21 protein-coding genes and 1 tRNA gene are annotated in these 24,242 nt (G+C 59.9%); 13 read left to right on the top strand and 9 right to left on the bottom strand.

The features are described from left to right. Positions 1-119: 119 nt before the first annotated feature. Positions 120-1,526, top strand: a complete 1,407-nt coding sequence (locus I6L47_RS00465; protein ID WP_216948385.1) for a nucleobase:cation symporter-2 family protein — start codon at positions 120-122, stop codon at positions 1,524-1,526. Positions 1,527-1,589: 63 nt separating this feature from the next. On the opposite strand, the gene I6L47_RS00460 is transcribed toward I6L47_RS00465, so the two are convergent. From I6L47_RS00460 to I6L47_RS00450, 3 genes are all read right to left on the bottom strand, one after another. After that, positions 1,590-3,386, bottom strand: coding sequence for a M3 family oligoendopeptidase (locus I6L47_RS00460; protein ID WP_216948384.1), 1,797 nt, complete (start codon positions 3,384-3,386; stop codon positions 1,590-1,592). 123 nt (positions 3,387-3,509) lie between these two features. Then, positions 3,510-4,430: a DUF808 domain-containing protein gene (locus I6L47_RS00455; protein WP_139429446.1), complete on the bottom strand. Its 921-nt coding sequence runs from the start codon at positions 4,428-4,430 to the stop codon at positions 3,510-3,512. 1 nt (position 4,431) lies between these two features. Next, positions 4,432-4,572 (bottom strand): hypothetical protein, encoded by a 141-nt coding sequence (locus I6L47_RS00450; protein WP_193558099.1) that lies wholly within the window; start codon positions 4,570-4,572, stop codon positions 4,432-4,434. A gap of 251 nt (positions 4,573-4,823) precedes the next feature. Here I6L47_RS00450 and I6L47_RS00445 point away from each other — a divergent pair, with 251 nt between their 5' ends. Beyond that, complete coding sequence (locus I6L47_RS00445) at positions 4,824-5,426, top strand: DUF924 family protein (RefSeq protein WP_216948383.1); 603 nt, start codon at positions 4,824-4,826, stop codon at positions 5,424-5,426. 64 nt (positions 5,427-5,490) lie between these two features. Here I6L47_RS00445 and I6L47_RS00440 read toward each other — a convergent pair whose 3' ends face one another. The 5 genes from I6L47_RS00440 to I6L47_RS00420 all read right to left on the bottom strand — a co-directional run bounded on the left by I6L47_RS00440 (position 5,491) and on the right by I6L47_RS00420 (position 10,856). Then, complete coding sequence (locus I6L47_RS00440) at positions 5,491-7,110, bottom strand: methyl-accepting chemotaxis protein (RefSeq protein ID WP_005353060.1); 1,620 nt, start codon at positions 7,108-7,110, stop codon at positions 5,491-5,493. Positions 7,111-7,214: 104 nt separating this feature from the next. Continuing rightward, a complete protein-coding gene (locus tag I6L47_RS00435) occupies positions 7,215-8,474 on the bottom strand; it encodes a dicarboxylate/amino acid:cation symporter (RefSeq protein ID WP_005334018.1) in 1,260 nt (419 codons plus the stop codon). 204 nt (positions 8,475-8,678) lie between these two features. Continuing rightward, positions 8,679-9,110: a hypothetical protein gene (locus I6L47_RS00430; RefSeq protein WP_041235087.1), complete on the bottom strand. Its 432-nt coding sequence runs from the start codon at positions 9,108-9,110 to the stop codon at positions 8,679-8,681. Positions 9,111-9,323: 213 nt separating this feature from the next. Continuing rightward, positions 9,324-9,400: transfer RNA gene (locus I6L47_RS00425), tRNA-Pro, on the bottom strand. Positions 9,401-9,512: 112 nt separating this feature from the next. Next, the gene (locus I6L47_RS00420; protein ID WP_216948382.1) at positions 9,513-10,856 is read right to left on the bottom strand and encodes a dihydroorotase; all 1,344 of its coding nucleotides are present in this window, start codon (positions 10,854-10,856) and stop codon (positions 9,513-9,515) included. Positions 10,857-10,936: 80 nt separating this feature from the next. Between I6L47_RS00420 and I6L47_RS00415 the strand changes: the two genes are divergently transcribed. After that, positions 10,937-11,815 (top strand): 6-carboxytetrahydropterin synthase, encoded by an 879-nt coding sequence (locus I6L47_RS00415; protein ID WP_216948381.1) that lies wholly within the window; start codon positions 10,937-10,939, stop codon positions 11,813-11,815. A 71-nt stretch (positions 11,816-11,886) separates the two neighbouring features. Here the strand turns inward: I6L47_RS00415 and I6L47_RS00410 are convergent, their stop codons facing one another. Continuing rightward, positions 11,887-13,899 (bottom strand): methyl-accepting chemotaxis protein, encoded by a 2,013-nt coding sequence (locus I6L47_RS00410; RefSeq protein ID WP_160881455.1) that lies wholly within the window; start codon positions 13,897-13,899, stop codon positions 11,887-11,889. 252 nt (positions 13,900-14,151) lie between these two features. Between I6L47_RS00410 and hinT the strand changes: the two genes are divergently transcribed. From hinT to glgC, 10 genes are all read left to right on the top strand, one after another. After that, positions 14,152-14,502, top strand: a complete 351-nt coding sequence (hinT, locus tag I6L47_RS00405; protein WP_005334033.1) for a purine nucleoside phosphoramidase — start codon at positions 14,152-14,154, stop codon at positions 14,500-14,502. Further along, positions 14,502-15,938: a COG3014 family protein gene (locus I6L47_RS00400; protein ID WP_216948380.1), complete on the top strand. Its 1,437-nt coding sequence runs from the start codon at positions 14,502-14,504 to the stop codon at positions 15,936-15,938. The genes hinT and I6L47_RS00400 overlap by 1 nt, the downstream gene beginning before the upstream one ends. Positions 15,939-16,021: 83 nt before the next feature. Then, complete coding sequence (locus I6L47_RS00395) at positions 16,022-16,423, top strand: YcfL family protein (protein WP_216948379.1); 402 nt, start codon at positions 16,022-16,024, stop codon at positions 16,421-16,423. Further along, positions 16,420-17,016 carry a penicillin-binding protein activator LpoB gene (gene lpoB, locus I6L47_RS00390; protein WP_005334041.1) on the top strand — a complete coding sequence of 199 codons (597 nt, stop codon included), beginning with the start codon at positions 16,420-16,422 and terminating at the stop codon, positions 17,014-17,016. Before I6L47_RS00395 ends, lpoB begins: the two co-directional genes overlap by 4 nt. A 10-nt stretch (positions 17,017-17,026) precedes the next feature. After that, positions 17,027-17,851: a choline/ethanolamine kinase family protein gene (locus tag I6L47_RS00385; RefSeq protein ID WP_254204785.1), complete on the top strand. Its 825-nt coding sequence runs from the start codon at positions 17,027-17,029 to the stop codon at positions 17,849-17,851. Between the two features lie 3 nt (positions 17,852-17,854). Continuing rightward, positions 17,855-18,712, top strand: a complete 858-nt coding sequence (locus tag I6L47_RS00380) for a DUF6279 family lipoprotein (RefSeq protein ID WP_216948377.1) — start codon at positions 17,855-17,857, stop codon at positions 18,710-18,712. Positions 18,713-18,808: 96 nt separating this feature from the next. Then, a complete protein-coding gene (locus tag I6L47_RS00375) occupies positions 18,809-19,243 on the top strand; it encodes a hypothetical protein (RefSeq protein WP_005334044.1) in 435 nt (144 codons plus the stop codon). 158 nt (positions 19,244-19,401) lie between these two features. Continuing rightward, entirely contained in the window at positions 19,402-21,204 is a 1,803-nt protein-coding gene (gene secD / locus I6L47_RS00370) for a protein translocase subunit SecD (RefSeq protein WP_021231015.1), read from the top strand. A gap of 151 nt (positions 21,205-21,355) precedes the next feature. Continuing rightward, on the top strand, positions 21,356-22,273 hold the full coding sequence (gene secF, locus I6L47_RS00365; RefSeq protein ID WP_216948376.1) for a protein translocase subunit SecF: 918 nt from the start codon (positions 21,356-21,358) through the stop codon (positions 22,271-22,273). Positions 22,274-22,555: 282 nt separating this feature from the next. Continuing rightward, the gene (gene glgC, locus I6L47_RS00360; RefSeq protein ID WP_216948375.1) at positions 22,556-23,857 is read left to right on the top strand and encodes a glucose-1-phosphate adenylyltransferase; all 1,302 of its coding nucleotides are present in this window, start codon (positions 22,556-22,558) and stop codon (positions 23,855-23,857) included. Positions 23,858-24,242: the final 385 nt, after the last annotated feature.

The raw sequence follows: 24,242 nt of genomic DNA, 5'->3' as shown, positions 1-24,242 counted from the left end.
CTCACTACTGCCGAGGGATCTGGCACCTCTGTCAATACACGAGATCAATGACCGGGAAAGCTGCGGCTTTCACTATCTTGCCTGTAGCAGTTGCGCGGGCTTCAAGGAGTGATCTGTTCATGAACGAGACCAATCCCCCCTCCCCCCGACCGGGTGCGCGCAAGCGCCCGGTGGATGAAGTGGAGCGCATGCTCCCCATGGGCCAACTCTTTACCCTGGGCCTGCAACATGTTCTGGTGATGTACGCCGGCGCCGTGGCGGTGCCGCTGGTGATTGGCGGCAGTCTGGGGCTGCCTAAGGAGCAGATCTCCTACCTTATCAGTTCGGATCTCTTCTGCTGCGGCATCGTCACCCTACTGCAATGTGTCGGGATTGGCCGCTTTGCCGGGATCCGGCTGCCGGTCATCATGTCGGTCACCTTTGCCGCCGTGATGCCGATGCTGGCCATCGGAGCCAACCCGGATCTGGGGCTGACGGGCATCTTCGGCGCCACCATCGCCGCCGGTATCATCTCGACCCTGCTGGTGCCGCTGATAGGTAGGCTGATGCCACTCTTCCCCACCGTCGTCACCGGGGTGGTTATCACCTCCATCGGGATCAGCATCATGCAGGTGGGGATCGACTGGATGGCGGGGGGCAAGGGTAATCCGGAATATGGCAGCCTGCGCTATATCGGCACCAGCTTTCTGGTGCTCGTCTTTATCCTGCTGGTGACCCGCTTCACCAAGGGCTTTTTCAGCAATATCTCGGTGCTGCTCGGGATCATCTTCGGTTTCGCGGTGGCCATCGCCATGGGCGAAGTGAGCCTCGATGGCCTCGGCGAGGCAGCCTGGTTTGCCCCCATAGTGCCCTTCGCCTTCGGCTGGCCCACCTTCGATCCCATCTCCATCGCCACTCTGACGGTGATCATGCTCATCACCTTTATCGAGTCGATGGGGATGTTTCTGGCCCTTGGCGACATCGTCGGCCATCCGGCCAGGCGCGGCGACATAGTGCGCGGGCTGCGGGTGGATGGCATCGGCACCATTATTGGTGGGATATTCAACAGCTTCCCCCACACCTCCTTCTCCCAGAATATCGGTCTGGTGAGCGTGACCGGGGTATCGAGTCGCTGGGTCTGCGTGATGTCGGGGGGGATCCTGCTCGCCTTTGGCCTCATCCCCAAGATGTCGGTGCTGGTCGCCTCCATCCCGCCCTTCGTGCTGGGGGGCGCCGGTATCGTGATGTTCGGCATGGTGCTGGCCACCGGCATTCGTATCCTGGCGCGCACCGATTACAGCGGCAACCGTCACAATCTCTATATCGTCGCCATCAGTCTCGGAATTGGCATGATCCCGACGGTCTCCGGGAATTTTTTCCAGCAGCTGCCGGCGCAGCTACAACCGCTTTTTCATAGCGGTATCCTGCTGGCCACCATCAGTTCGGTGCTGCTCAACCTCTTCTTCAACGGCTATCAGCCGGACCTGACTCACCAGACCCGTCCTCTGTTCGTTGGTCCCATCAAACCGCAGCAAGAGCAGGCATAACAAACAGGCCCCCGGACAGCGAGACTGTCCGGGGGCCTGTTGTTCATATCACCGCTGACCCAATCAGGCAGGCAACTGTGCGAAGCGTTCTATCGCCTGCGCTACTTGTGCCAGACTCCCCTGCCAGAAGGCGGCCTCACGGATATCCTGCCCCAGATGCTTGGCTACCAGATCTTCGGCGCTCATCCGGCCGGTATCGCGCAACAAGGCGCGATAGGCCTCGGCCACGCCCTCTTCCCCCGCCACCTTGCGGCTCATCAACTGCTGATAGACCCCGAGGCTGAACAGATAACCGAACAGATAGGGGTAGTTGTAAAAGCCCAGCCCGGCGATGGAGAAGTGCGCCTTGGCCGCCCAGAACATGGGATGATAGCGGGTCAGGCTCCCCTCATACCAGCGCCCCCATGCCTCGTCAGTCAGCGTCTTGAGTCGCTCTGCCGACACATAACCCTGCGCCCGCTCGGCCACCAGCGCCCGCTCGAAATCGAAGCGGGCCGGAATATTGACCAGGAAGGTGGCTGCGCCATCGGCCTCCGCCCAGGCGATGGCCAGCTGCTCTTCCGGGCTTTGCGCCTGCTCGAACAGGGCGCTTCGCACCAGGGTTTCGGCAAAGATGGAGGCGGTCTCCGCCAGCGTCATGGGGTAGCTGCGCTGACTCATCGGCAGATCGCGGATCACCCAGTTGTGCCAGGCATGACCCAGCTCATGGGCCAGGGTAATGACGTTATCCATGGTGCCGGCATAGGTAACAAAGACCCGCGGTTCGACCGGTTCGGCAAACTTGGTGCAGTAGGCGCCTGTGCGGCGATTTGGCGTGGGCGCCGCATCAATCCACCCCTTCTCGGCCATCATGCGGGCAAATGCACCCATCTCGGGATCGAATCGGCTAAAGGCATCGGCAATCAGCGCGATCGCCTCATCAAAAGGAATGTCGCGGCTGCTGGAAGCAGGCGGCGGCGCAAAGAGATCCTCCGGCCCCAGATCGTCGAGACCAAGGCGCTCGGCCATCAGCTCCAGCGCCCGCTGACCCAACCCACGGGCTCGCCAGGTTTCGCTCATCAGGGCATCGAGGGTGGCGCGCTCGATATGGCTCTGGTGGCAGGAGAGATCCAGCGCATCGAGCACACGGGTTTTGCCGCGCTGACGGGCCAGCTCCAGCCGCCAGCCGTTGAGGGCATTGAGGATAGCAGCAACCGTCTCCTGCTCACCTTCCCAACCGGCGCTGATGGCATCAAAGGCTTCTAAACGCAGCGCACGCACCGGACTGGAGAGCAGATTGCTCGCCTCGGCCAGCCCCATCTCGCGGCCATCAATAGTTAACCGGATCTTGCCCACCAGATCGTTGTAGAGGTTGCCCCAGGCGTGCAGACCATCGGTGCCCAGACCAATCACCAGCTGCTCCGCCGCCACCGGCAAGCGCTGATCCTGCAAACGGCGCTCATGGCCCAAGCGGTACGCCTCCTCGCCGAGCAGCGGATCACTCATCAGCGCGGCGAATTTCTCTTCTGGCAACGCCAGCATCAGATCTTCCACCGGCGCCAGGGTCTTGAACAGATCGGCGTTGAGGGCGCGGGCACGGGACGCCAGCTGTTTGGCCTGCGGATCCCGCGCATCCTGACTGCCGCGGCACGCGGCCAGAATGGCGACGTTCCAGCCGATATGGCGAATATCACGGGCGCGCAGCCGCACTTCCCGCAAGAAATCCAGCAGCGCAGCGTCAGCGTCACGCACCCCGTCCAGACCCGCCATATAGCTGGCCAGCTCTTCCAGCGCGTGGCGGGCGGCGCGCATGTCCGCTTCCAGCTCGGTGCTGTCGAGGCCCGGGTAGATATGGTCGTTATTCCACTGTTGTTGATACATAGCTTCTCGCAAAGGCCTTTATCGGGAGGCGCAACAGACCTGCGGGCAGCAAGCCAGAGACCGAGCGTCCCGCTGGCCAAAAAATGAAGAGAGGAAAAAAGAGACAATGGCCCGCAAGCTCGCTTATCCCTTGGCCGGGGCAATACGGCTCACCAGCGTCATCAAGACAACCAACAGCAGACCCGCCACCACACCGGCCACGGCGTTGAGCAGAGTCGGCGTCACCGCCGCCAGTACGGCCCCTACTGTGGGCAGGGTGGCGACAACAGCGGCTGCGCCTTCAATCAGGTGATGGGCAAAAGGCCAGCCATGCACCAGAATGCCGCCACCCACCATGAACATGGCGATGGTGCCGACCAGTGCCAACAGGTGCATCAGGCGGGGCGCCGTCACCAGCAGTCCCTGCCCCACCGCGCGGCGCAGGGCGCTACCATCAGGCTTTTGCAGCAGATGCAGACCGATGTCATCGAGCTTGACGATCAGCCCCACCAACCCGTAGACCCCGATGGTCATCAGCAGGGCGATGCCTGCCACTACCGAGAGCTGCAGCGCGAGGCTTGCTCCCTGTACCGTGCCAAGGGCGATGACGATGATCTCGGCCGACAGAATAAAGTCGGTGCGGATCGCTCCCTTTACCTTCTGCTGCTCGAAGGCCACCAGATCATCGGGAATGGGGGCTGTATGTGCCTCACCTTCACTCGCCTTATGGGGCAGGAACTTGTGGGCCAGCTTCTCGGCCCCCTCAAAGCAGAGGTAGGCGCCTCCCAGCATCAAGAGTGGCGTGATAAGCCAGGGCACCAGCGCACTGATGGCGATGGCTGCGGGCACCAGAATCAGCTTGTTGCGAAATGAGCCCTTGGCCACCGCCCACACCACCGGCAACTCCCGCTCGGCGCGCACCCCGGAGACCTGCTCCGCGTTGAGGGCCAGATCATCACCCAACACCCCAGCGGTCTTCTTGGCCGCCATCTTGGTCATCAGCGCCACGTCATCAAGCACGCTGGCGATATCATCGAGCAGGGCCAACAAACTGGTTCCAGCCATATCAAAGATCCCTTATATCAGTGAGAAACGTCTTCCCGAAAAATGTCTCGCTCTTGTTCACCACGACCTTGGTCATCAGCGCCACGTCATCGAGCACGCTGGCGATATCGTCGAGCAGGGCCAACAAACTGGTTCCGGCCATATCAAAGATTCCTTATATCAGTGAGAACAACACCGCGAGAGAGATGTACATCCCGATAACCACCAGGGTCAACAGGACCACCTCATGGCGATCGCAGGCCATCATCGGCCGAGCCAAAAATCCGGCGCTCGCCATCGGGGGGTTACGTCTTTCGGGCAAAAGATGGCACAGTGTAACGAGAAGCCGCCGTTTCGGCAGCACCCCTGAGCCATTTGTTCCTGGTTCCCTCTGAATCACCTCAAGGAGTTCCCATGCAACCCTGGCAACCTCTGCTCGATCTCTGGTTTGGCGACGAAGCCGATGACGTCCTGCGGGCCACACGGCAAGCCCCGCTCTGGTGGGGAAAAAGCAGCGAAACGGATGCCCTGCTGGCCAGCCGCTTTGGCGAGCTGGCAGAGGCGGCAGCCAAGGGCAGCCTAGCCCACTGGACCGACCTCCCCAGCGGTCGGCTGGCGCTGATCCTGCTGCTCGACCAGCTGCCCCGCAATATGCATCGCGGCACGCCTGCGGCCTTTGCCCAGGATCCGCTGGCACGGGATCTCTGCCTGAAAGGGCTATCCATCGGGGCGGACAAATCCCTCTCGCCACTGGAGCGGGTCTTCTTCTATCTGCCGCTGGAACATGCTGAATCCCGGGAGCAGCAGGCCAGAAGTGTGGCCCTGTTCGAGGCACTCGCTGCCGAGCAGGCTGGCACACCGGCGCAAGCAACGTTTGCCGGATTTGCCGACTTTGCCCGCCGCCATCAGGTGATCATCGAACGCTTTGGCCGCTTCCCCCACCGCAACGACATTCTAGGTCGCACCAGCACACCGGAAGAGGCAGCATTTTTGCAGCAACCGGGCTCAGGCTTCTAAGCAAGCCATATAAAAAAATCCCCGCCAGCTGGCGGGGATAGCAGATGGATAACAACCGTCGGCGTTACTGAATGCGATAGCGGGATATCTGCTGGTGGATGCTCTCGGTGGTGACATTGAGCTCCTCGGCTGCGGCTGAGGTCTCTTCCGCTGTGCTGCTGGTCTGCTGCACGACCTGAGCAATCTGCTCCACCTGATGGGCAATCGACTCGGCGGCCGAGCTCTGCTCGCGGATGGCATTGGTGATCTCGCCCACCTGCTCCATCACCCGGTGCGACGCACTGCGGATTTCGGCAATAATGGCACCACTCTCGGTCGCCATGGTGACCCCCTGGCTCACCTTCTCCTCCACCAGATGCATGCGGGAGACCGTATTGTTCGACTCCTGCTGGATCGCCTCTACCGTAGCGGAGATCTCCTGGGTGGATTGCGCCGTCCGCTCTGCCAGTTTGCGCACCTCATCCGCCACCACCGCAAAGCCACGGCCGGACTCCCCGGCCCTCGCCGCTTCAATGGCCGCGTTCAAGGCCAGCAAGTTGGTCTGCCCCGCCACATCACGGATCACGTTGACCACACCGCCAATGCGCGAAATACCCTCACCCAGCGCAATGACCTCGGCCGAGGCCTGCCGGATCGAGTCGGCGATCTCGTTGATGGCATGGACTGTGCGCTCGATGGTCCGGCCCCCCTCGGTCGCCAGCTGCCCCGACTCATTGGTGATACGGCTCGTCTCCTGAGTACGCTGGGAGATATCTGTGATGCTGACCGTCATCTCTTCCACACCGGCGGCTATCAGACTGGTGGCATCATTGGCCTGATTAGCCGAGCTGGCCAGGTGCTGCGCTGCCTGAGAGAGGGATTCGGCAGTGCTCTTGATCTGCAAGCTGCCTACGGAAAATTCGGTAAATGTCTGTTGCAGCGTATCTAGCAGCCGGTTAACCGCATTGAGGGTCAGGCCAATCTCATCCTGCTGTTTCACGTCTGCTCTCAGGGTAAAGTTGAGGTCACGCTGGATCCGGGTCAGGGTATCCATGGCGGTGCGAAGGGGATTGGCCACCTGATTGAACAACCAGACAAACAGCCCCATCGTCAGTACGGTGGCACCACCGGCGATAAACAACAGGGTTTGCAGGCTGCTGTCGTAGTTCTCCTGGCCCTGCTTCTTGAGCGCCAGTCCCAAATCCATATTGAAGTTGACGTGAAGCTCGATTGCCTTGGCAAACTGATGGAACAGTCTGGAGGCTTCTCCTGCCAGCATGTCTCGCGCTTCGTCGTTTTTGTTTTGGTGGGAGAGCTGCAGAACCTTGTCTATCTCCTGATAATATTGCGCGATAATGCGTTGATCATCGTCGGTCAGGCGTCGGTCTTCGTCATTGGAGAGCATCTCTGCTTTATATTTCTCCAGTTGCGAATTGATCTGTTTGCGATGCTCGGCAATATCCGCTTCTATCTGCTGCATCTTGTCATTGTCGGTGTTGAGGATATGGCTTTGAACCCGGGAGTGCAGCTCATAAAACGCAGCCTGCACCTCCTTGATCAGCGCAATACTGGGCACCGTATTGTCCGTCACATAGCTCAAGTCTCGATTGCCAGCCCCAAGGCGGTTGATACTGAACCAGCTGAGGAAAACAAGCGCCAGCATAACCAGCAGCGCTATCAGTTGAAGCCGACGAGCAATGTTCATAACCGTACACTCCAGATGAAAACTATCTAGCAGTGTAGACGAGCCATAAACAACAACGGCCCGCATTGGCGGGCCGTTGTTGTTTATTTTTCATGGCGTTGTGATCAGGCTTTGGCTGGCTCACTCTCGCCCAGCGCGACGGTTTCACCCAGACTGTCTTCGGTCTTAGCGACCACGCTGGCGGCGATGGCGTTGCCCAGCACGTTGGTGGCAGAGCGGCCCATATCGAGGAAGTGATCGATCCCCAGCAGCAGCAGGATGCCCGCTTCCGGAATATGGAACTGGTTCAGGGTGGCGGCAATCACCACCAGAGAGGCGCGCGGTACCCCGGCCATCCCCTTGGAGGTGACCATCAGCAGCAGCAGCATGGTGATCTGCTGGGCCATGGAGAGCTCGATGCCATACGCCTGGGCGATGAACATCACCGCGAAGGTGCAGTACATCATGGAGCCGTCGAGGTTGAAGGAGTACCCCATCGGCAGCACGAAGCTGGCGATGCGCTTGTCACAACCGAACTTCTCCAGACGATCCAGGGTCTTCGGATAGGCCGCTTCGGAGCTGGCAGTCGAGAAGGCAAGCAGGATCGGCTCGCGGATCATCGCCAGCAGCTTGATGACGCGACCACGCAGGAAGACGCTACCCATGGCGATCAGCAGCAGCCAGAGACAGGCCAGCGCGATATAGAACTGGGCCATAAAGCTGCCGTAGGTAACCAGAATACCCAGCCCCTCTTTGGCCACCATGGCGGCGATGGCGCCAAATACCGCGAACGGTGCAAAGTTCATCACATAACCGGTCACTTTCAGCATGATCTCGGCAGCGCTGGCCATCAGCACCACCACCGGCTTGGCCAGATCGCCGAGCGCGGCGGCAGCCAGACCGAAGAAGAGGGAGAAGACCACGATCTGCAGGATCTCGTTGGTGGCCATCGCCTCGACCACGCTCTTGGGGATGGCGTGGGTCACAAAATCTTTCAGGGTAATGGCACCGGCAGCAATGCCCGAGCTGGCGGTGTCATTGGGCAGGGATAGTGAAAGACCCACACCCGGCTGCATCAGGGTCACCATCACCAGACCCAGGCTCAGGGACATCAGGGAGGCCAGCATGAACCAGCCGAGGGTCTTGGCACCGATACGACCCACGGTGCGGGTGTCGCCCATCTTGGCGATACCGACCACCAGGGTGGTGAAGACCAGGGGAGCGATGATCATCTTGATCAGGCGCAGGAAGATATCGGTCAGGATCGTGATGTTATTGGCGAAATCCGCAGCCTGATCTGCGGCAAACATCCGATAGCCCTGGCCGGTGAGGATGCCAAACATCATGGAGATGAGGATGGCGACCGTCAGTTTATTCATTTTCATGGGGGAGTCCCGGTTTTGATTGGTGCAAGCCGTAAACAGTGGCGTGGGAGCCACTACAGTCCGTTTTTGTGATCCGAGCCGTTGATTCCTGGCGGCTGGTATGCTGGGAGAATGCCTAAAAGCAGGGGGTAAATCTAGAGGCTTTATCCAGAATTTTATCCTGCCATTAGGTGTATGTGATATGGATCTTGCAAACCACCAATATTAATCACTGTTTATTTTGATTTCGGCGAGATATTTCGCATTCAGAGTTCGCTCATCGAGTGCCCGTGGCAACAGGCGAAAAGTGAGCAGCGCCGAGATGGTATGCTGCACCTGCATCTGGGCCATAAAGAGATCAGGTTCATCTTCGTCAAAGCCGAATATCGGCCGTGATGGGGTCACCCTGACGGCATCGCGGTTAATGGTCAGCTCATCGACCTTGAGCCAGGAGTAACCCTCTGCCAGTGCCAGCTCCCCTGCCCGCTTGAGCACATATTTGCGGGCGGTCTCCCTGTCCACCAGATCGTTGCCGACAAACTCCAGTTGCCACTTGTCCGGGCCAAGCCGGGTCTGGGAAAAACCGGTCTGGCCGTTCCAGAATGACTTTTCACTCTCGTAAGGGGTGGCGCAGCCCACCAGCAGCAGGGTGAGCATCAGCAGACAACAGGGTTTAGATACGGATGCAGACACGAGAGGCCTCGCCAGGCAAATGAGCAACAGAATCGTTACTACACCATAAAGCGCGGTGGCTGCACAATCGACTCACGCCAACAGAGACCAGCGTGCATCACCACTGGCTTCACTGTGCGGCAAATCACAGGCAAAAGAAAAGGCCTTATCGTTTGACAAGGCCTTTACCGGGGAATTTGGTCGGTGTGAGAGGATTCGAACCTCCGACCCTCTACACCCCATGCAGATGCGCTACCTGGCTGCGCTACACACCGACGGAGTCAGCTCGGCTGACGGGGGCAGAGTTTATGGAGATGACCCTGCCCTGTCAACAGGGAAACGCCGCCAATTCCTCGGCCACGGTGCGTTCGCCTGCTTTGCGAACAATCAGCGGTTAAAGGTCAGCCGCTTGCCCAGGATCTGGTCAGTCACCTGCCCGTTTTGCCAGGCAATCTGGCCGTTCACCAGCGTCATCTCCACCGTGCTGTGGAAGCGGTAGCCGTTGAAGGGCGACCAGCCACAGTGGTAGAGGATGTTGTCATCGTTGACCACATAGGGCTTGCCCAGATCCAGCAGCACCAGATCGGCGAAATACCCCTCGCGGATATAACCGCGATCTTCTACCTGAAAACGCTCGGCTACCGCGTGGGAGGTCTTCTTGACGATGGTCTCCAGGGTGAATACGCCGTTATGGTAGAGCTCCAGCAATGCCTGCAGGGAGTGTTGCACCAGCGGCACGCCAGACGGCGCCTTGAAGTAGCTGTTCTGCTTCTCTTCCCAGGTGTGCGGCGCGTGGTCGGTGGCGATGATGTCGAGCACGTCGTTGCGTACCGCATCCAGTAGTGCCTGCTGGTCGGCGGCACTCTTCACCGCAGGGTTACACTTGATCAGGCTGCCCTGGGTCTCGTAATCGGCTTCATTGAAGAAGAGGTGGTGAACGCACACCTCGGCGGTGATGTTCTTGTCCTTCAACTCGCTCAGATCGTGGCTGGCGGTAAAGAGCGACAGCTCCTTGGCCGAGGTCAGATGCAGCACATGCAGCTTGGCACCGTATTTTTTCGCCAGCGCCACCGCCATGCTGGAGGATTTGTAGCACGCCTCGTCACTGCGAATGCGGCCGTGCTCGCCCATCGGCACATTCTCGCCCCACTTGGCCCGCGCCGCCTCTTCCGCCTTGGCGATGGTCGGGGTGTCTTCGCAGTGGGTGACGATCATCACCGGACTTTCGCGGAAGATGGCCGCCAGGGTCTCCTGATTGTCCACCAGCATGTTGCCGGTCGAAGAGCCCATAAACACCTTGACCCCGCAGGACTGCTTGGGGTCGAGACGCTTGATCTCTTCAAGGTTGTCGTTGGTGGCGCCGAGATAGAAGCTGTAGTTGGCGACGGAGGAGTTGGCGGCGATCTGGTATTTGGCTTCGAGGGCGTCGAGGGTGGTGGTCTGGGGATTGACGTTGGGCATTTCCATGAAACTGGTGGTGCCACCGGCGACGGCGGCGCGGGATTCGCTGGCGATAGTCCCCTTGTGGGTCAATCCCGGCTCCCGGAAGTGGACCTGATCATCGATCATTCCGGGGATGAGATGGCGACCTGCGGCATCGATCACCAGCGCATCGGGCGCCTCGATATCCGGGGCGATGCGGGCAATCCGTTCCCCCTCGATCAACACATCGGAGGCATAGATACGGCCTTCGTTGACCAAGGTGGCATTCTTGATAAGCAGTTTGTTCATGGGGGGTTCCAGTTCCTTTGCCGATAATCGCGGGTCATAATAGCGCAAAACTGCCCTTTCTCTGTAGCAAGGCCTGACTGATGAAGTTATTTGTAAGAGATTTGACCGTGATCGACTCCAGCTACCTGTGCGAACGCCGCGGCATGGTGGGCGAGAGCTGGCTGGTAGATATCGAAATGAGCGGTGAGCTCAACGAAATGAGCATGCTGCTGGACTTTGGCCGGGTAAAGAAGCTGATCAAGTCGATCATTGATGAAGAGGTGGACCACAAGCTGCTGGTGCCGACCGAGTGCCCGCTGATCCACGTTGAGGCTCTGGATGGTGGCGAAAGCACAGTGGATCTGCTGCGCCCGGGTCGCTCCATCCATCTGCGCTGCCCATCCCAGGGCTTTGCCTTTATCCCGGCCCCGCAAGTTGATAAAGAGTCGGTGACCCGCTACCTGCTGGCGGTACTGGCCAAACGGCTACCGGGCAATATCAAGGATCTCTCCCTGACCCTGCGTCAGGAGGCGATCACCGGCGCCTTCTACCACTACAGCCACGGCCTGAAAAAGCACGATGGCAACTGCCAGCGCATCGCCCACGGCCACCGCTCTCCCATCGAGATCCACGTCGATGGCGAACGCGACCAGGAGCTTGAGCTCAACTGGGCCGAACGCTGGGGCGATATCTACCTCGGCACCGAGGAGGACAAGGTGGCGCTGACCGAGCTCGCCTTGAGCCCCCGCGCCAATGCCCAGCTTGGCGAGCATCACTGCGGCTTCAAATATGTGGCGCCGCAAGGGCTGTTCCAACTGGCCATCCCCAGCGCCGAGGTAGAGATGATCGACACCGACACCACGGTCGAGCTGCTGGCCTGCTACATCGCTCGCGAAGTGAAGAAGAAGATGGTGGGCGACAAGTTCGTCAAGATTGTCGCCTATGAAGGGGTCGGCAAGGGCGCGATTGCCTACGCCTGATCCCCTTGTCGCTGCCGCAATAAAGAGAAGGCCCCGCATCTGCGGGGCCTTGTTGTTTCAACTCTCGACCATCAGGCGCTGAGGCGGAAGCGCTTGACCAGGCTCTCCTGCTGCTCGGCAAGGGTGTCCAGCTGCTGGCTGGTCTCGGCCACCCGCTCGATCCCCTGATAGTTGAGATCCGAGATATCGGAGATGCGGTTGAGGTTGGTGGCGATATCGGCGCTGGTGGCCTGTTGCTGCTCGGCGGCAGAGGCGATCTGGCTCGACATGTCGCTGATCAGCACCACAATCCCCTGCACCTCCTCCATGGCGTTGTTGGCGTGAGAGCTCTGATCCACGCAGCTGTCCATCTCGCGAGAGCACTCCTGCATCACGGTCACCGCCTTGGCTACCCCCTGCTGCAGGTTCTCGATCATGGTCTGGATTTCGCTGGTGGACTGGGCGGTACGACCCGCCAGACTGCGCACCTCATCCGCCACCACCGCAAATCCGCGCCCCTGCTCGCCGGCCCGCGCCGCTTCGATGGCAGCGTTGAGGGCCAGCAGATTGGTCTGCTCGGCGATGCCGCGAATGACATCGAGGATATTGCCGATCTGGCTGCTCATGGCGCTCACATCGCCAATCACCTTGCCGGTCTGTTGCAGCTTGCCCGCCAATTGATGAGTGGTGGTGATATTGCCTGCCATCACCTTGCGTCCCATCTCGGAGGCCTTCTCCACATCCTGCACCCGCTCCAGGGTCTGGTTGGCAGCCTGCGCCACTTCCCGCACCGAGGCCTCCATCTGGGTCATGGCGGCGGCGACCGAGGCGGTCTCCTGCCGCTGTTTCTCCAGATCCGCCCGCACCGATTCGGTGGTGTGGCGGTTGCCGTGGGCGGCATCGTTAAGCTGGGCAGACGCTTGTGAAAGCTGTGCCAGCACCTCCCCCATCTGGGCAATCAGCAGGTTGATCTGGCTGCCCAGCTGACCGAATTCGTTCTTGCTCTGAAAACCGATGCGCTGGGTCATGTCGCCCTGGGTCACTTCGGTCAGCACCCGCAGCAACTCCCTGAGCGGACGGCGAATGGCCTTGCCCAGGGTATAAGCCACCAGCATGGCGATCAGGATGGCGACTACGATGCTGGTTCCCTGGGTCAGGGTGCTCTGGCTCTGTGTGGCTTTGGCGTGCTGAATGCTTTGACTCATCAGCTGCTGACTCTGGCCGGTGATCCGCTCAAGCCGATTCTGGATCTCGACGATCAGGGCGCTGGCCTGCTTGCTCTTCTCCCGCATCTGTTCCTGCTGCTTCATCAGCGCCAGATACTGGGAGAGCACGCCTTCGCTTGCGGTGGTGTCGCGTACAAAACCGTGAACATAGTGGCCCATGTCGTTCTCGAAGTTCTTCAGCTCCCCCTGCAGATCCTTGATGGTGCTGTTGAACCCCTCGATCTGCATCTTGTTGCGCTTGAGCGCCCCTTCGATGGGGGCCGGAATGGTCTGATTGAGGGCGTCCATGGTGGAGAGTTCGATGGCGGAGAGCTTGGTGGTCAGGGTCTCGGAGAGCATCTTGATAAAGCTGTCGTCGATGGTGACCATCATGTCACCCAGACTCTTCTTGAACTGGGGCAGACTGACCTGAAACTGCCCCTTGGCCAGATTGACCTTGTGCAGTCGGGTGAGCAGCGCCTCGTGTTCGCCGGGCAGGGTATCGGTCAGTTGCAGGTAGCTGTCGACCTGCTGGCTGAGGCTGCTCATCTCCCCTTGCAGTTCGGGATGGTGGGCCACCTGCTGGCGCAAGACGTCAAGGCTCTTGCCCACCGCAGCCTTGGCCTGTTTCAGTTCGGCCACTTCGGCCGGCAGCTGTTTGGGATCCTGCTCGGTGAGCACATCCCCCAGCCACTTGTTGGCACTGAGCAGGGTGATCTGGGTCTGACTGCTGGCAATCACCAGCGGCATAGACTGCTGGGTAACCTGCTCCAGTGCGTTCCCCAGGGTCTCCTGACTACGAAATGTGAGCAGTGAACTGGCCACCATCACGGCCACCAGGATCGCGAAGCCAAGGTAGACTCGCTGCAAGATGGAGAGATCCGACATTGTTTGTTTCATTATTGTCCCGCTGTATATGCAAAAGTCCCTTGCCTGAGTACCCCGTCCTTTTGATACCCTGCAGACCACCCTGAACAGGCGCTGCAGATGACGTCCCTCTGGCTATCGGTATTTTTAACAATAACTGAAGGGAATGGGACATCAGCTGTGTCAAATGTCGGCTTGTGTCACACTTGGCGTGCTGCTCGCCCCCCTTTCGGGAGCCGCTTGGGGTTCTAGTTCAATTTTCTGTTTCATATAAGGGAGTTAGCCATGGCGCAAGAAACCATTTTCAGCAAAATCATCCGTAAAGAGATCCCCGCCGACATCCTTTATCAAGACGATCTGGTCACCGCATTCCGGGATATCCAGCCCAAGGCCAAGACCCATATTCTGATCATCCCCAATGTACTGATCCCCACCGTCAATGACGTGGAGGCCGAACATGAACTGGCCCTTGGCCGGATGTTCACCGTGGCCCGCAAACTGGCCGCCGAGGCTGGCATCGCCGAAGATGGCTACCGCCTCATCATGAACTGCAACCGCCACGGCGGGCAGGAGGTCTACCACATCCACATGCATCTGGTCGGTGGCCAGCCGCTGGGACCGCTGCTCAGCCTGTAATGAATCGCAACGCCTCAACCTGCCGCAGCGCCCTGCTGCTCTGCGGCGCCCTGCTATTGCTGGGGGGCTGTGCCTCCCACTGGCAGGATATGTTCGTCTCCTACTCCGATCAGATGGTGCCCCTGCGCAACCAGCTGCTGCTGGGCCATGCCGCCGAGGCGCTGCCCGAAGTGCGCGACTCCACCCTTGGGGATGACACCTTTGTGCTGGATCGGCTCGAACAGGGGCGCATTGCCTGGCTGGCAGGTCAGGATGCGGGCAGCAAGCAGGCGTTCACCGCCGCTGACAGCCGCCTTCAGTGGGAAGACAATCAGGCCGAATACCGGCTGAGCCACGGTCTGGATCAGGTGGGCAGTCTGCTCACCAACGATCAGTCGATGGCCTATCGTACTCCCGATTACGAACGCACCATGCTGCATCACTATCTGGCCCTCAACTATCTGCAACGGGGTGATGCCGATGGCGCCCTGGTGGAGGTGCGTCGGGCCAATCAGGTGCAGGAACAGGCCCTGAAACGGCGAGCCGATGAGGTGCGCAAGGCGAAGGATGAGAGCGAAGAGGCCGAAGCAGAAGGTGAGATGCGCCAGCTGATGTCGCGCGGCGCACCGGATCTCGATCGGTTGATCGGCAAGGTCAAAAACGGTTTTCAGAACGCCTACACCTTCTATTTTTCCGCCGTGCTCTATGAGGCGGCCGGGGATCTCAACGATGCCTGGGTCGACTATCAGCGCGGCTACCAGATAGCGCCGGACAACCGCAGCCTGCAAGATGCCTTGCTGCGTCTGGCGGTGCTGCGTGGCGCGCCGGACGAGATCCGCGAGACCGAGAAAAAGATAGGCCGCAAAGCACCGCCACTTGCAAAAGATCAAGGCCAACTGGTGGTACTGTTTGAAGATGGTTTGATCCCGGCACGGCGCGAACTGTTCCTGCCGCTGCCCATCTCCACCTCCCGCGGCAATTTTCGCACCTTTACCGTCGCCATCCCCTATTACGATAATCGGGCCAGCGACACCGGCCCGCTGACGGTGGAAGTCGGCAAGCGGGCCTGGCAGACCAGCGAGCTGGTCAGGCTGGAAGCGCTGGCCGCCAAAGATCTGCAGGAGCGGCTGCCCGGCATGCTGACCCGCCAGGCGCTGCGGCTGGTGGCCAAGGAGCAGATGCGCCGCACCGCCGCCAAAGAGGGAGGCGATGTGGGCAATATTCTGGTGGGGATCTTCAACACCCTCTCGGAGCGGGCTGATACCCGCAGCTGGCTGACGCTGCCAGCTCAGGCATCGAGCTGGCAGGGGATGGTGCCGGCAGGTGACATCAATCTCACCCTGGGCGCAGGGACGGCGCAGCGGCAATTGCCGCTCACCATCCACAAGGGACGCACCACCCTGGTCTGGGTACAGCGCCTCGGTGCCGGTCTGACCACCCGGGTGATGCCGCTCTGAGCAGATGACGAAGAGAGATGAGCAAGACAATTAACCGGGCAAGCACACACGCGGCCCCACTCACCCCGATGAAGGAGAGCAAGATGAAAGCATACGGGTTGGCCCTCGGGCTCGCGCTGCTGCTGACCGGCTGCGCCACCAACACCTCCGGCGTGGCGCTCTATGGCCCGGCGGGCGGTGCTCCCACGTTGGAGCAGCATCAAAACGTCAACGTCACCCTGACCGAGCTGAGCCGCCGCCAGCAAAATGGCCTGCTGCAGGTCAATGTGGCCGCCGCCAGCACCCAGCGCGGCGATAACAAGCTGCAATATATCTTCTATTGGTATGATGAGGCCGGTCAGGAGGTCGCCAGCGATGGCCGCGGCTGGACCCCCATCAAGCTGCATGGCTATCAGACCCGCACCCTCTCGGCCCTGGCGCCCAGCCCGGCGGCGCAGGGTTACCGGATTTACGTACGCGAAGTGATTGAGGAATCCTACAGATGAAAATGAATCATGCCCTGCTGATATTGACCTCTGCATTGCTCTTGGGCGGCTGCTCCAGCACTACCGTCAGCTATGGCGATCCCACTGAAACCGAAACCGTCACCGTCGATTACGGCTCAAGCGACCTGCAGGCCATCGCCGACAAGATGGCGGACTCCATGCTCGCCTCCCCTGCCACCAGCGAGATCACCGCAGGCGGTCGTCCGGTGATGTTTATGGACTCCATCCGCAACAAGACCTCCGAGCACATCGATACCGAAGCCATCACCGACACCATCCGCACCAAGTTGCTGCGGGCTGGCAAGTTCCGCTTCGTCGACATGAGCAAGGTCGCCGCCGTCAAGCAGCAGCTCGAATATCAGCAGAGCAGCGGCATGGTGGATCCTGCCTCCATGGTGCGTCTGGGCAAGCAGACCGGTGCCCGCTACATGGTCTATGGCAACCTCGCCAGCATCGTCAAAGACAATGGCAAGGTGAAGGATGTCTACTACCAGATGACCATGAACCTGATGGATCTGCAAAACGGCGAACTGCTGTGGGCCGATCAGAAAGAGATCCGCAAACAGGCGAAGAAATCCACCTTTGGCTGGTAACAGGCTCCTGGTGACAGGCAACTGTGATCCGCTACTGGCCAGCCTGCCCGCCCCCTGGCGGGAGGGGCAGCTGGAACCACTCGGGTTAGGTCTGACCAACTGCAACTATCGACTGCGCCTCCCCTCGGGGCGCAGTTACTTTTTGCGTCAGGGCCACTCCGACCCGGTGCGCCTTGGCATCGACCGTCCCACCGAGTGGCAGCTTTATCAGGGGGCGATGGCAGAAGGGTTGGCGCTGCCCTGCCACTATGGCGATCCCGCCAGCGGTCTGATGCTGCTCGCATGGTGCGATGAGCCAAGCTGGGTACACGCGGCGCCACCGGCAGCCGATCAGCCCCGTCTGCTGGCAGAGGTGCTGCGCAAGCTCCATCGCCTGCCGCTGCCTGCGGTGGTGATGGCGGTGCGAGCCCACGCCGCAGGCTATCGCGCCCGACTGGCTCACATTCCCTCCTGGCTGCTCGCCCTGGAGCGGGGCTTGCTCGCCAGCAGTGAGCCAAATGATTGCTGGCGCCCTTGCCACCATGATCTCAATCCGGCTAACTTGTTGGGAAGCAAACCCTGGGTCATCGACTGGGAGTATGGAGCGGCAGGTCACCCCGGCTTTGAGCTCGCCAGCATCCAGCGCACCCATGAGTGGCCCGCCGAGCGGCGCGACGAGCTGGAAGCGCACTATCTGCAGGCCCTGCCGCGCCACCAGTGGCCCGATTTTCAGAGCGAGGCATTTTTACCCTGGGTCGACTATATCGGCCTGCTCTGGGCCCTGCTGATGGCAGAGCAACAGCCCTCACTCGACTATGACACCCTGATCGCCATCAACCGGCAACGACTGGAGTAACAGATGATAAACAAGGTGCGCTGGCACAAGCCGAAAACCTGGGGTCTGCTGCTGATCGGCCTGCTGCTGACCGGCTGCTCGACCCGGGTGATCTACTACTGGCTCGATACCGCCATCATCTGGCAGCTGGATGACTACTTTGCCCTCTCCTATTCGCAGAAGGATCTGCTCAGCCGCGAAGTGAAGGGGCTGATGGCCTGGCATCGCCAACACGAGCTGCCGCGCTACGCCAAGGATCTCGATGCGCTGGCCAAGGCAGTGGCCAGCCCCATGACGCCGGAGCAGATCTCGACCAATCTCGATGCGGTGCAACAGAGTCTGACCCGCACCCTTGAAAACACTATCCCCCGCGCGGTCAGGCTGGCGCGCACCCTGACCGACGAGCAGGTGGCCCGCTTTATGACCGATCGGGTCAAGCGGCAACAGGAGCGGCAAAAGGACTTTGCCACTGAGCCCAAAGAGCAGATGCTGGCGGAGTTTCGCGACAAGATGAACAAGCGGCTCGAGTTCTGGATTGGTGAGGTGAAACCGGCACAGGCGCCACTGGTGGCCCAGTGGGCCGAATGGCAATACGAGCTGATGCCCCCCTGGCTCGAGTTTCAGGAGTCCTGGACCCAGGAGCTGGACAGGCTGATGAAGCAGCGCCAGAGTCCCGCCTTTACCCGCGAGCTGACTGACCTGCTGGCCGAGGGGGATGGGCTGATGGATGGCCGCTTTACCGGCTATACCGAGCAGTCACGCCAGCGTACCGTCAACTGGCTGAGCGCCATGAGCCAGTCGCTTGATATCTCCCAGCGGGCCCATCTCTACTCCCTGCTCAAGGGTTATGCCCGCGACTTCAAACAGATGAGCGGCAGCTGACGAGCGGCATCGAATGGTGCCATGCGCCCAGGGCAACCTTGTTCAAACCGGGCGCGTGTGGTAGTTTGCCCTTTCTATTTATCGGGAATTAACTTTTTGCGCCTTATCGACAAAGTAAAACTGGTGCTGGTAACTCTGGTTATCGCCCTCACCCTGCTTTGTTCCATCGCCCGAATGGAAGGCCCGCTGCTACCCGCATCTCCCCAGAGTGAACAGCAGCAGACTCAGGTGTTCAATCAGCTTAGCGACAGCGATGATGGCATCATCAAGTTTGTCGGCAGCCATCAGAATCACCTGCTGCGTCTCGAACAATCCCTGCGCAGTGACAACCAGCCCAAGAGTGTGGTCTACGAGCTGATCCAGAGCTGGTCGGCCCAGGCCATCCTGCTGTTGCTGCTCGGCTGGCTGATGCTGGCACCCGAGCTCTATCACAAACAGAGTTTTCGCGATCGCTTTGGCGCGATCCACCGGCGCCATCTACAGCGCCAACATCTGCAATACCGCTTCACCCAGAGCTATCTGAGCGCCTGACCCCGGAGGGGCTGGCACATCCACTGTTTGCTCATCTCCTCTTCCTGACGGATCCGGCGGCTGCCTGATCCGCATTTGATGCATCCCATTTTTTGCGCCTTGCCGAGCCTTGTTGCTATCGGCCCGGGCACCATTCTCCTGACAGAGGCTTGTTTGCCATGAGAAAGAGCAATCGCACCGTTCTCAACCGCATGAGCAAGTGGCAGTACGCACTGCTGCTGCTCATGCTGTTGACCTTTACCTTTTACTCCCTGCCCACCTTTTTCGGTGAGCAGCCCTCCCTCGGCCTGCACGGACAGCAGCGCCTGACCGCTCAACAGCAGATGTTGCTGAGTGACAAACACCTGACCCCGACCAAGGTCATTGAGCAACCCGAGCGGGTCGAGCTGGTCTTTGCCAGCCAGGGCGAGCAGCAGCGCGCCAAGCAGTTGCTGGAGCAGCAAGGGGTCGACAGTGCCGCCCTGACCCTGGAGTTTCACTCCAATGCGCCGGCCTGGATCACCCGCCTCGGCGCCGACCCCATCAAGCTGGGGCTCGACCTGCGTGGCGGCTCCCAACTGCTGATCGGGGTGGACGTGGACTTTATCATCGACAATCAGACCAAGAATCTGGTCGACACCCTGCGCACCCGCTTCCGTGAAGCCAATCTGCGCGGCGCCAGCGTCACTCGCACGGCACAGGGCGCCGTAGCCGTCACCCTGCCGGAGGTGGCCGAACAGGAGAGCTGGCTCTCTATCATCAAGGAGAGTGCCGGTACCCGTCAGGATCAGTGGAAGCTGGCCCGCTCCGGCAATGACCTGAAACTGGTACTGAGCGAGGCGGAGCGTACCCTGCTGGTCAACAACGCCGTGACCCAGAACCTGTCGATCCTGAAAAAACGGATCAACGAGCTCGGCATCGTCGAAGCCTCGGTGGTGCGTCAGGGGCAGGATGGCATCCGTATCGAACTGCCCGGGGTACATAACCCCAAGCAGGCGAAAGAGGTGATCGGCGCCACCGCCTCGCTGGCCTTCTACGAGGCCAAAGCCGACAGCCACTTCTATATCGCCGATCGCAACGGTCAGGCCGTCGGCATGGCGCGCAAGCCGGTACTCACCGGCGAGCACATCGTCGATGCCCGCGCCAACATGGGCGAGATGGGTCAACCCCAGGTCAATATCGTGCTCGATACCCTGGGTGGCAGCAAGATGAACCAGTTCAGCCGCCAGCATGTGGGCAAGCCGATGGCGACCGTCTTCACCGAGTACAAGACTAACGCCCAGGGCAAACTGCGCGCCCAAAGCGAAGTGATCAACGTCGCCACCATCCAGACCGCCCTTGGCAACCAGTTCCGCATCACCGGCATTGGCAGTCTGCCAGAAGCGCAAGAGCTGGCCATGCTGCTGCGTGCAGGCGCCCTCACCGCCCCTCTCAAGATCCTGGAAGAACGCAGTATTGGCCCGACGCTGGGGATGCAGAATATCGAGGCGGGCTTCACCGCTCTGGCCTTCGGCATGGCAGGCATGATGCTGTTCATGATGGCCTGGTACCGCAAATTCGGCTGGGTTGCCATCACGGCGCTGGTCGCCAACCTGTTGATGCAGGTCGGCATGCTGGCGGTGCTGCCGGGCGCCGTGCTGACCCTGCCGGGGATCGCCGGTCTGGTGCTGACGGTGGGCATGGCGGTGGATACCCATGTGCTGATCTTCGAGCGGATCAGGGACCGGCTGCGAGAAGGGGGCTCACTGGCCAACGCCATCGACTTTGGCTATCGCTCGGCCTTCCACACCATTTTTGATGCCAACATCACTACGCTCATCTGCGCCGTGGTGCTCTATTCCATTGGCTCCGGTCCGCTGCAGGGCTTCTCCATCACCCTCATTCTGGGTCTGCTCTCCAGCATGATCACCGGGATCTGGGGGACGCGCGCCATCATCAACCCCCTGTGGGGACGCAGCAGCGAGCGCACGCTGAAGGTGTAACGGGACAGCAGTCCCTCTGATGAGCGGCTTTGACTGCGCCATCGGCCATGGATATGGCCGGAGCGGCCAAAGCAGAACACTATTTTCCCGGCGTGTCGCGACACGTCGTGATGGGCCAACAGCCTGATGCTGGCTGGCCAAGGAGAGAATTATGTTGAGAATGATCGTTGCCATGGGGCTGACCCGTTGGCGCTATATCGGCCTGTGGGCTTCCATCCTGCTGACCGTGGCCAGCGTCGCCATCTTGCTGGTGAACGGCCTGATACTGGGGCTCGATTTTACCGGCGGGATCCTGCTGGAGTTTCATATCCAGACCCTGAAAGAGGCCCATGAGCTCAATGCCATGCTGGTCTCCCCGCTGGCGGGAGCCGTTGAGCTGAGCTCGGCCGGTATTCCCGGCGAGTGGCTGATCAAGCTGCCCCCCCACGAACTGCCCTGGCCCGCGGCGGATCTCGCCACCATGCTGACCCAACAGCTGGGGATGCCGGTCGAGTTGCTGCGCACCACCATCGTCGGCCCTCAGGTGGGTGCCGAACTGTTCCAGCAGGGGATGCTGGCCGTGCTGGTCGCTTCGCTGGCGATGTCGGCCTATCTGGCGTTTCGCTTCGAGTGGCGTCAGGCCATCGGCATCCTGCTCTCGGTGGTCCATGACGCCATCGTGGCGCTGGGGCTGCTGTCACTCTTTCAGATCGAATTCGATCTGAACATTATCGCCGGTTTAATGGCGGTGATCGGCTACTCCCTCAACGACAGCATCGTCATCTCGGACAGGCTGCGGGATCTGCTGAGCTCGCGTACCCAAATGGGGATCCACGAGTGCTCCGATGTGGCCATCAAGGCGACCTTCAGTCGCACCATGATCACCTCGGGCACCACCCTGTTTACCGTGGGTGCGCTGCTGCTGTTTGGCGGTGACGCCCTCTACGGCTTCTCCTTCACCCTGTTTGCCGGGATCCTGGTGGGCACCGTCTCCTCCATCACCGTCGCCTCGACCGTGCAGGAGCTGCTGGGCCTCACCCCTCAGGCCTACCAGAAGAAGAGCGAGGAGCCACTGGCCAACGCAGCCTGAACCTTGTTAATCAGACCCGGCTCACCGGGTCTCAACAAACCGGGCCCCTGCCAACCATTGGCAGGGGCTTTTTCATCCCTCCTCTCTCGCCGCCCATTTTGTCGTTCGGCTCGCCTCAATTGACAACTGACCATATTGAAAGCAATGACGGATCAACCCGTCATTTTTAATAACAAAAAGGTCATTTTATTACGTCAGAAACCATAAAATGTGACTGAAAGCACTTTCTTGAGGGCTCAAAGGAGGCAACATTGTAGTGATTTATCTACAAAGGGATATGAGATGTTGTTACAACCTGCCAATACAGCAAAATCCAGACAGTTGCTGAACGAGACCATGGCTTTGGTACTCGCAGGAGGGCGGGGTAGTCGCCTCAAACAGTTAACCGACAACCGTGCAAAACCTGCCGTTCATTTCGGCGGCAAATTCCGCATCATCGATTTCGTGCTCTCCAACTGCATCAACTCCGGCATTCGTCGGGTAGGTGTCGTGACCCAGTACAAATCCCACAGCCTGTTGCGCCATCTCCAATCGGGCTGGTCTTTCCTGCGCTACCAGATGAACGAGTTTATCGATCTGCTCCCTGCCCAGCAGCGGGTGGATGAGGTGAACTGGTATCGGGGTACCGCCGATGCGGTCTACCAGAATCTGGATATCATCCGCGATCACGCCCCCAAATATGTGGTGGTGCTGGCAGGCGATCACATCTACAAGATGGATTACGCCGCCATGCTGCTCGACCACGTCAATATGGGCGCCAAGGTGACCGTTGCCTGCATCGAGGTTCCACGCAGTGAAGCAAGCGCCTTCGGGGTAATGGCGGTGGATGATGATCGCAAGATCAATGCCTTCGTCGAAAAGCCTGCCAACCCGCCCGCCATGCCGGGCAAGGCCGACACCGCGCTGGCCTCCATGGGCGTCTATATCTTCGATGCCGAGTATCTCTATCAGCTGCTGGAAGAGGACATTGCCAACGAGCAGTCCCATCACGATTTCGGCATGGACGTGATTCCCCGCGTGGTGAAAGAGGGCACCGCATTCGCTCACCCGTTTGGCATGTCCTGTGTCGGCTGCTGTCCGGAGCGCCGTCCCTACTGGCGCGATGTGGGCACCGTGGACTCCTTCTGGGAAGCCAACATGGATCTCGCTTCCGTCACGCCTGAGCTGGATATCTACGATCAGGACTGGCCCATCTGGACCAGTCAGAACATGACTCCTCCCGCCAAGTTCGTGCAGGACCGAAACGGCCAGCACGGCATGACCATCAACTCCATGTTTGCCGGGGGCACCATCGTCAGTGGCTCTTTCATCCTGAGTTCGGTGCTCTTTACCAATGTGCGGGTCGACTCCTTCTGCACTCTGGATCAAGCCGTAATCTTCCCAGGTGTGGAGATTGGTGCCGGTTGCCGACTGCGCCGGGTGGTGATCGACAAGGGGTGCAAACTGCCGGAAGGCATGGTGATCGGTGAAAACGCCGATGAAGATGCACGTCGCTTCCACCGCTCCGAGCAGGGCATAGTGCTGGTCACCCAGGGGATGCTCACTCGCCTGAACAAAGAGCTGCAGGGAAAACAGAAGCGCTGATCCGCAGCCAGACGGGATCCCCCTTCCTACTGCAAAGGGAGCCATAATGGCTCCCTCTTTCTATAGCTGACCAGATAACCACCTCACACCATCATTGCCATCGCGTTGCAGTCTCCCAGAGATACCATTTACTGTGGGTAAACAGCTGGGCAACGCAGCCTTCACCCCTCAGGCTGTAAATATTAAGTTACGAAAAAGCCATTAACCCTCCGAAAATCTCTCTGTGTTATTCCTGTCCGCGCTATATAGCAGCTCCTTTATCTGACTTTTTAGCGGTAAATCCGCTAGTTTCACTTGATTGTTTGTTTTTCCTTGGTAAGGTGAGGGCGGTTGCGTAACAAAGCAGGTACCAACGTAAACATATCGGTACAATCGCTTTTGGCTT

It is taken from the genome of Aeromonas sp. FDAARGOS 1417, from assembly GCF_019046985.1.
Taxonomy (GTDB): domain Bacteria; phylum Pseudomonadota; class Gammaproteobacteria; order Enterobacterales; family Aeromonadaceae; genus Aeromonas; species Aeromonas veronii.
Note: the sequence above shows the minus strand (reverse complement) of the source record. Positions and strands in the feature narration are given on the sequence as shown.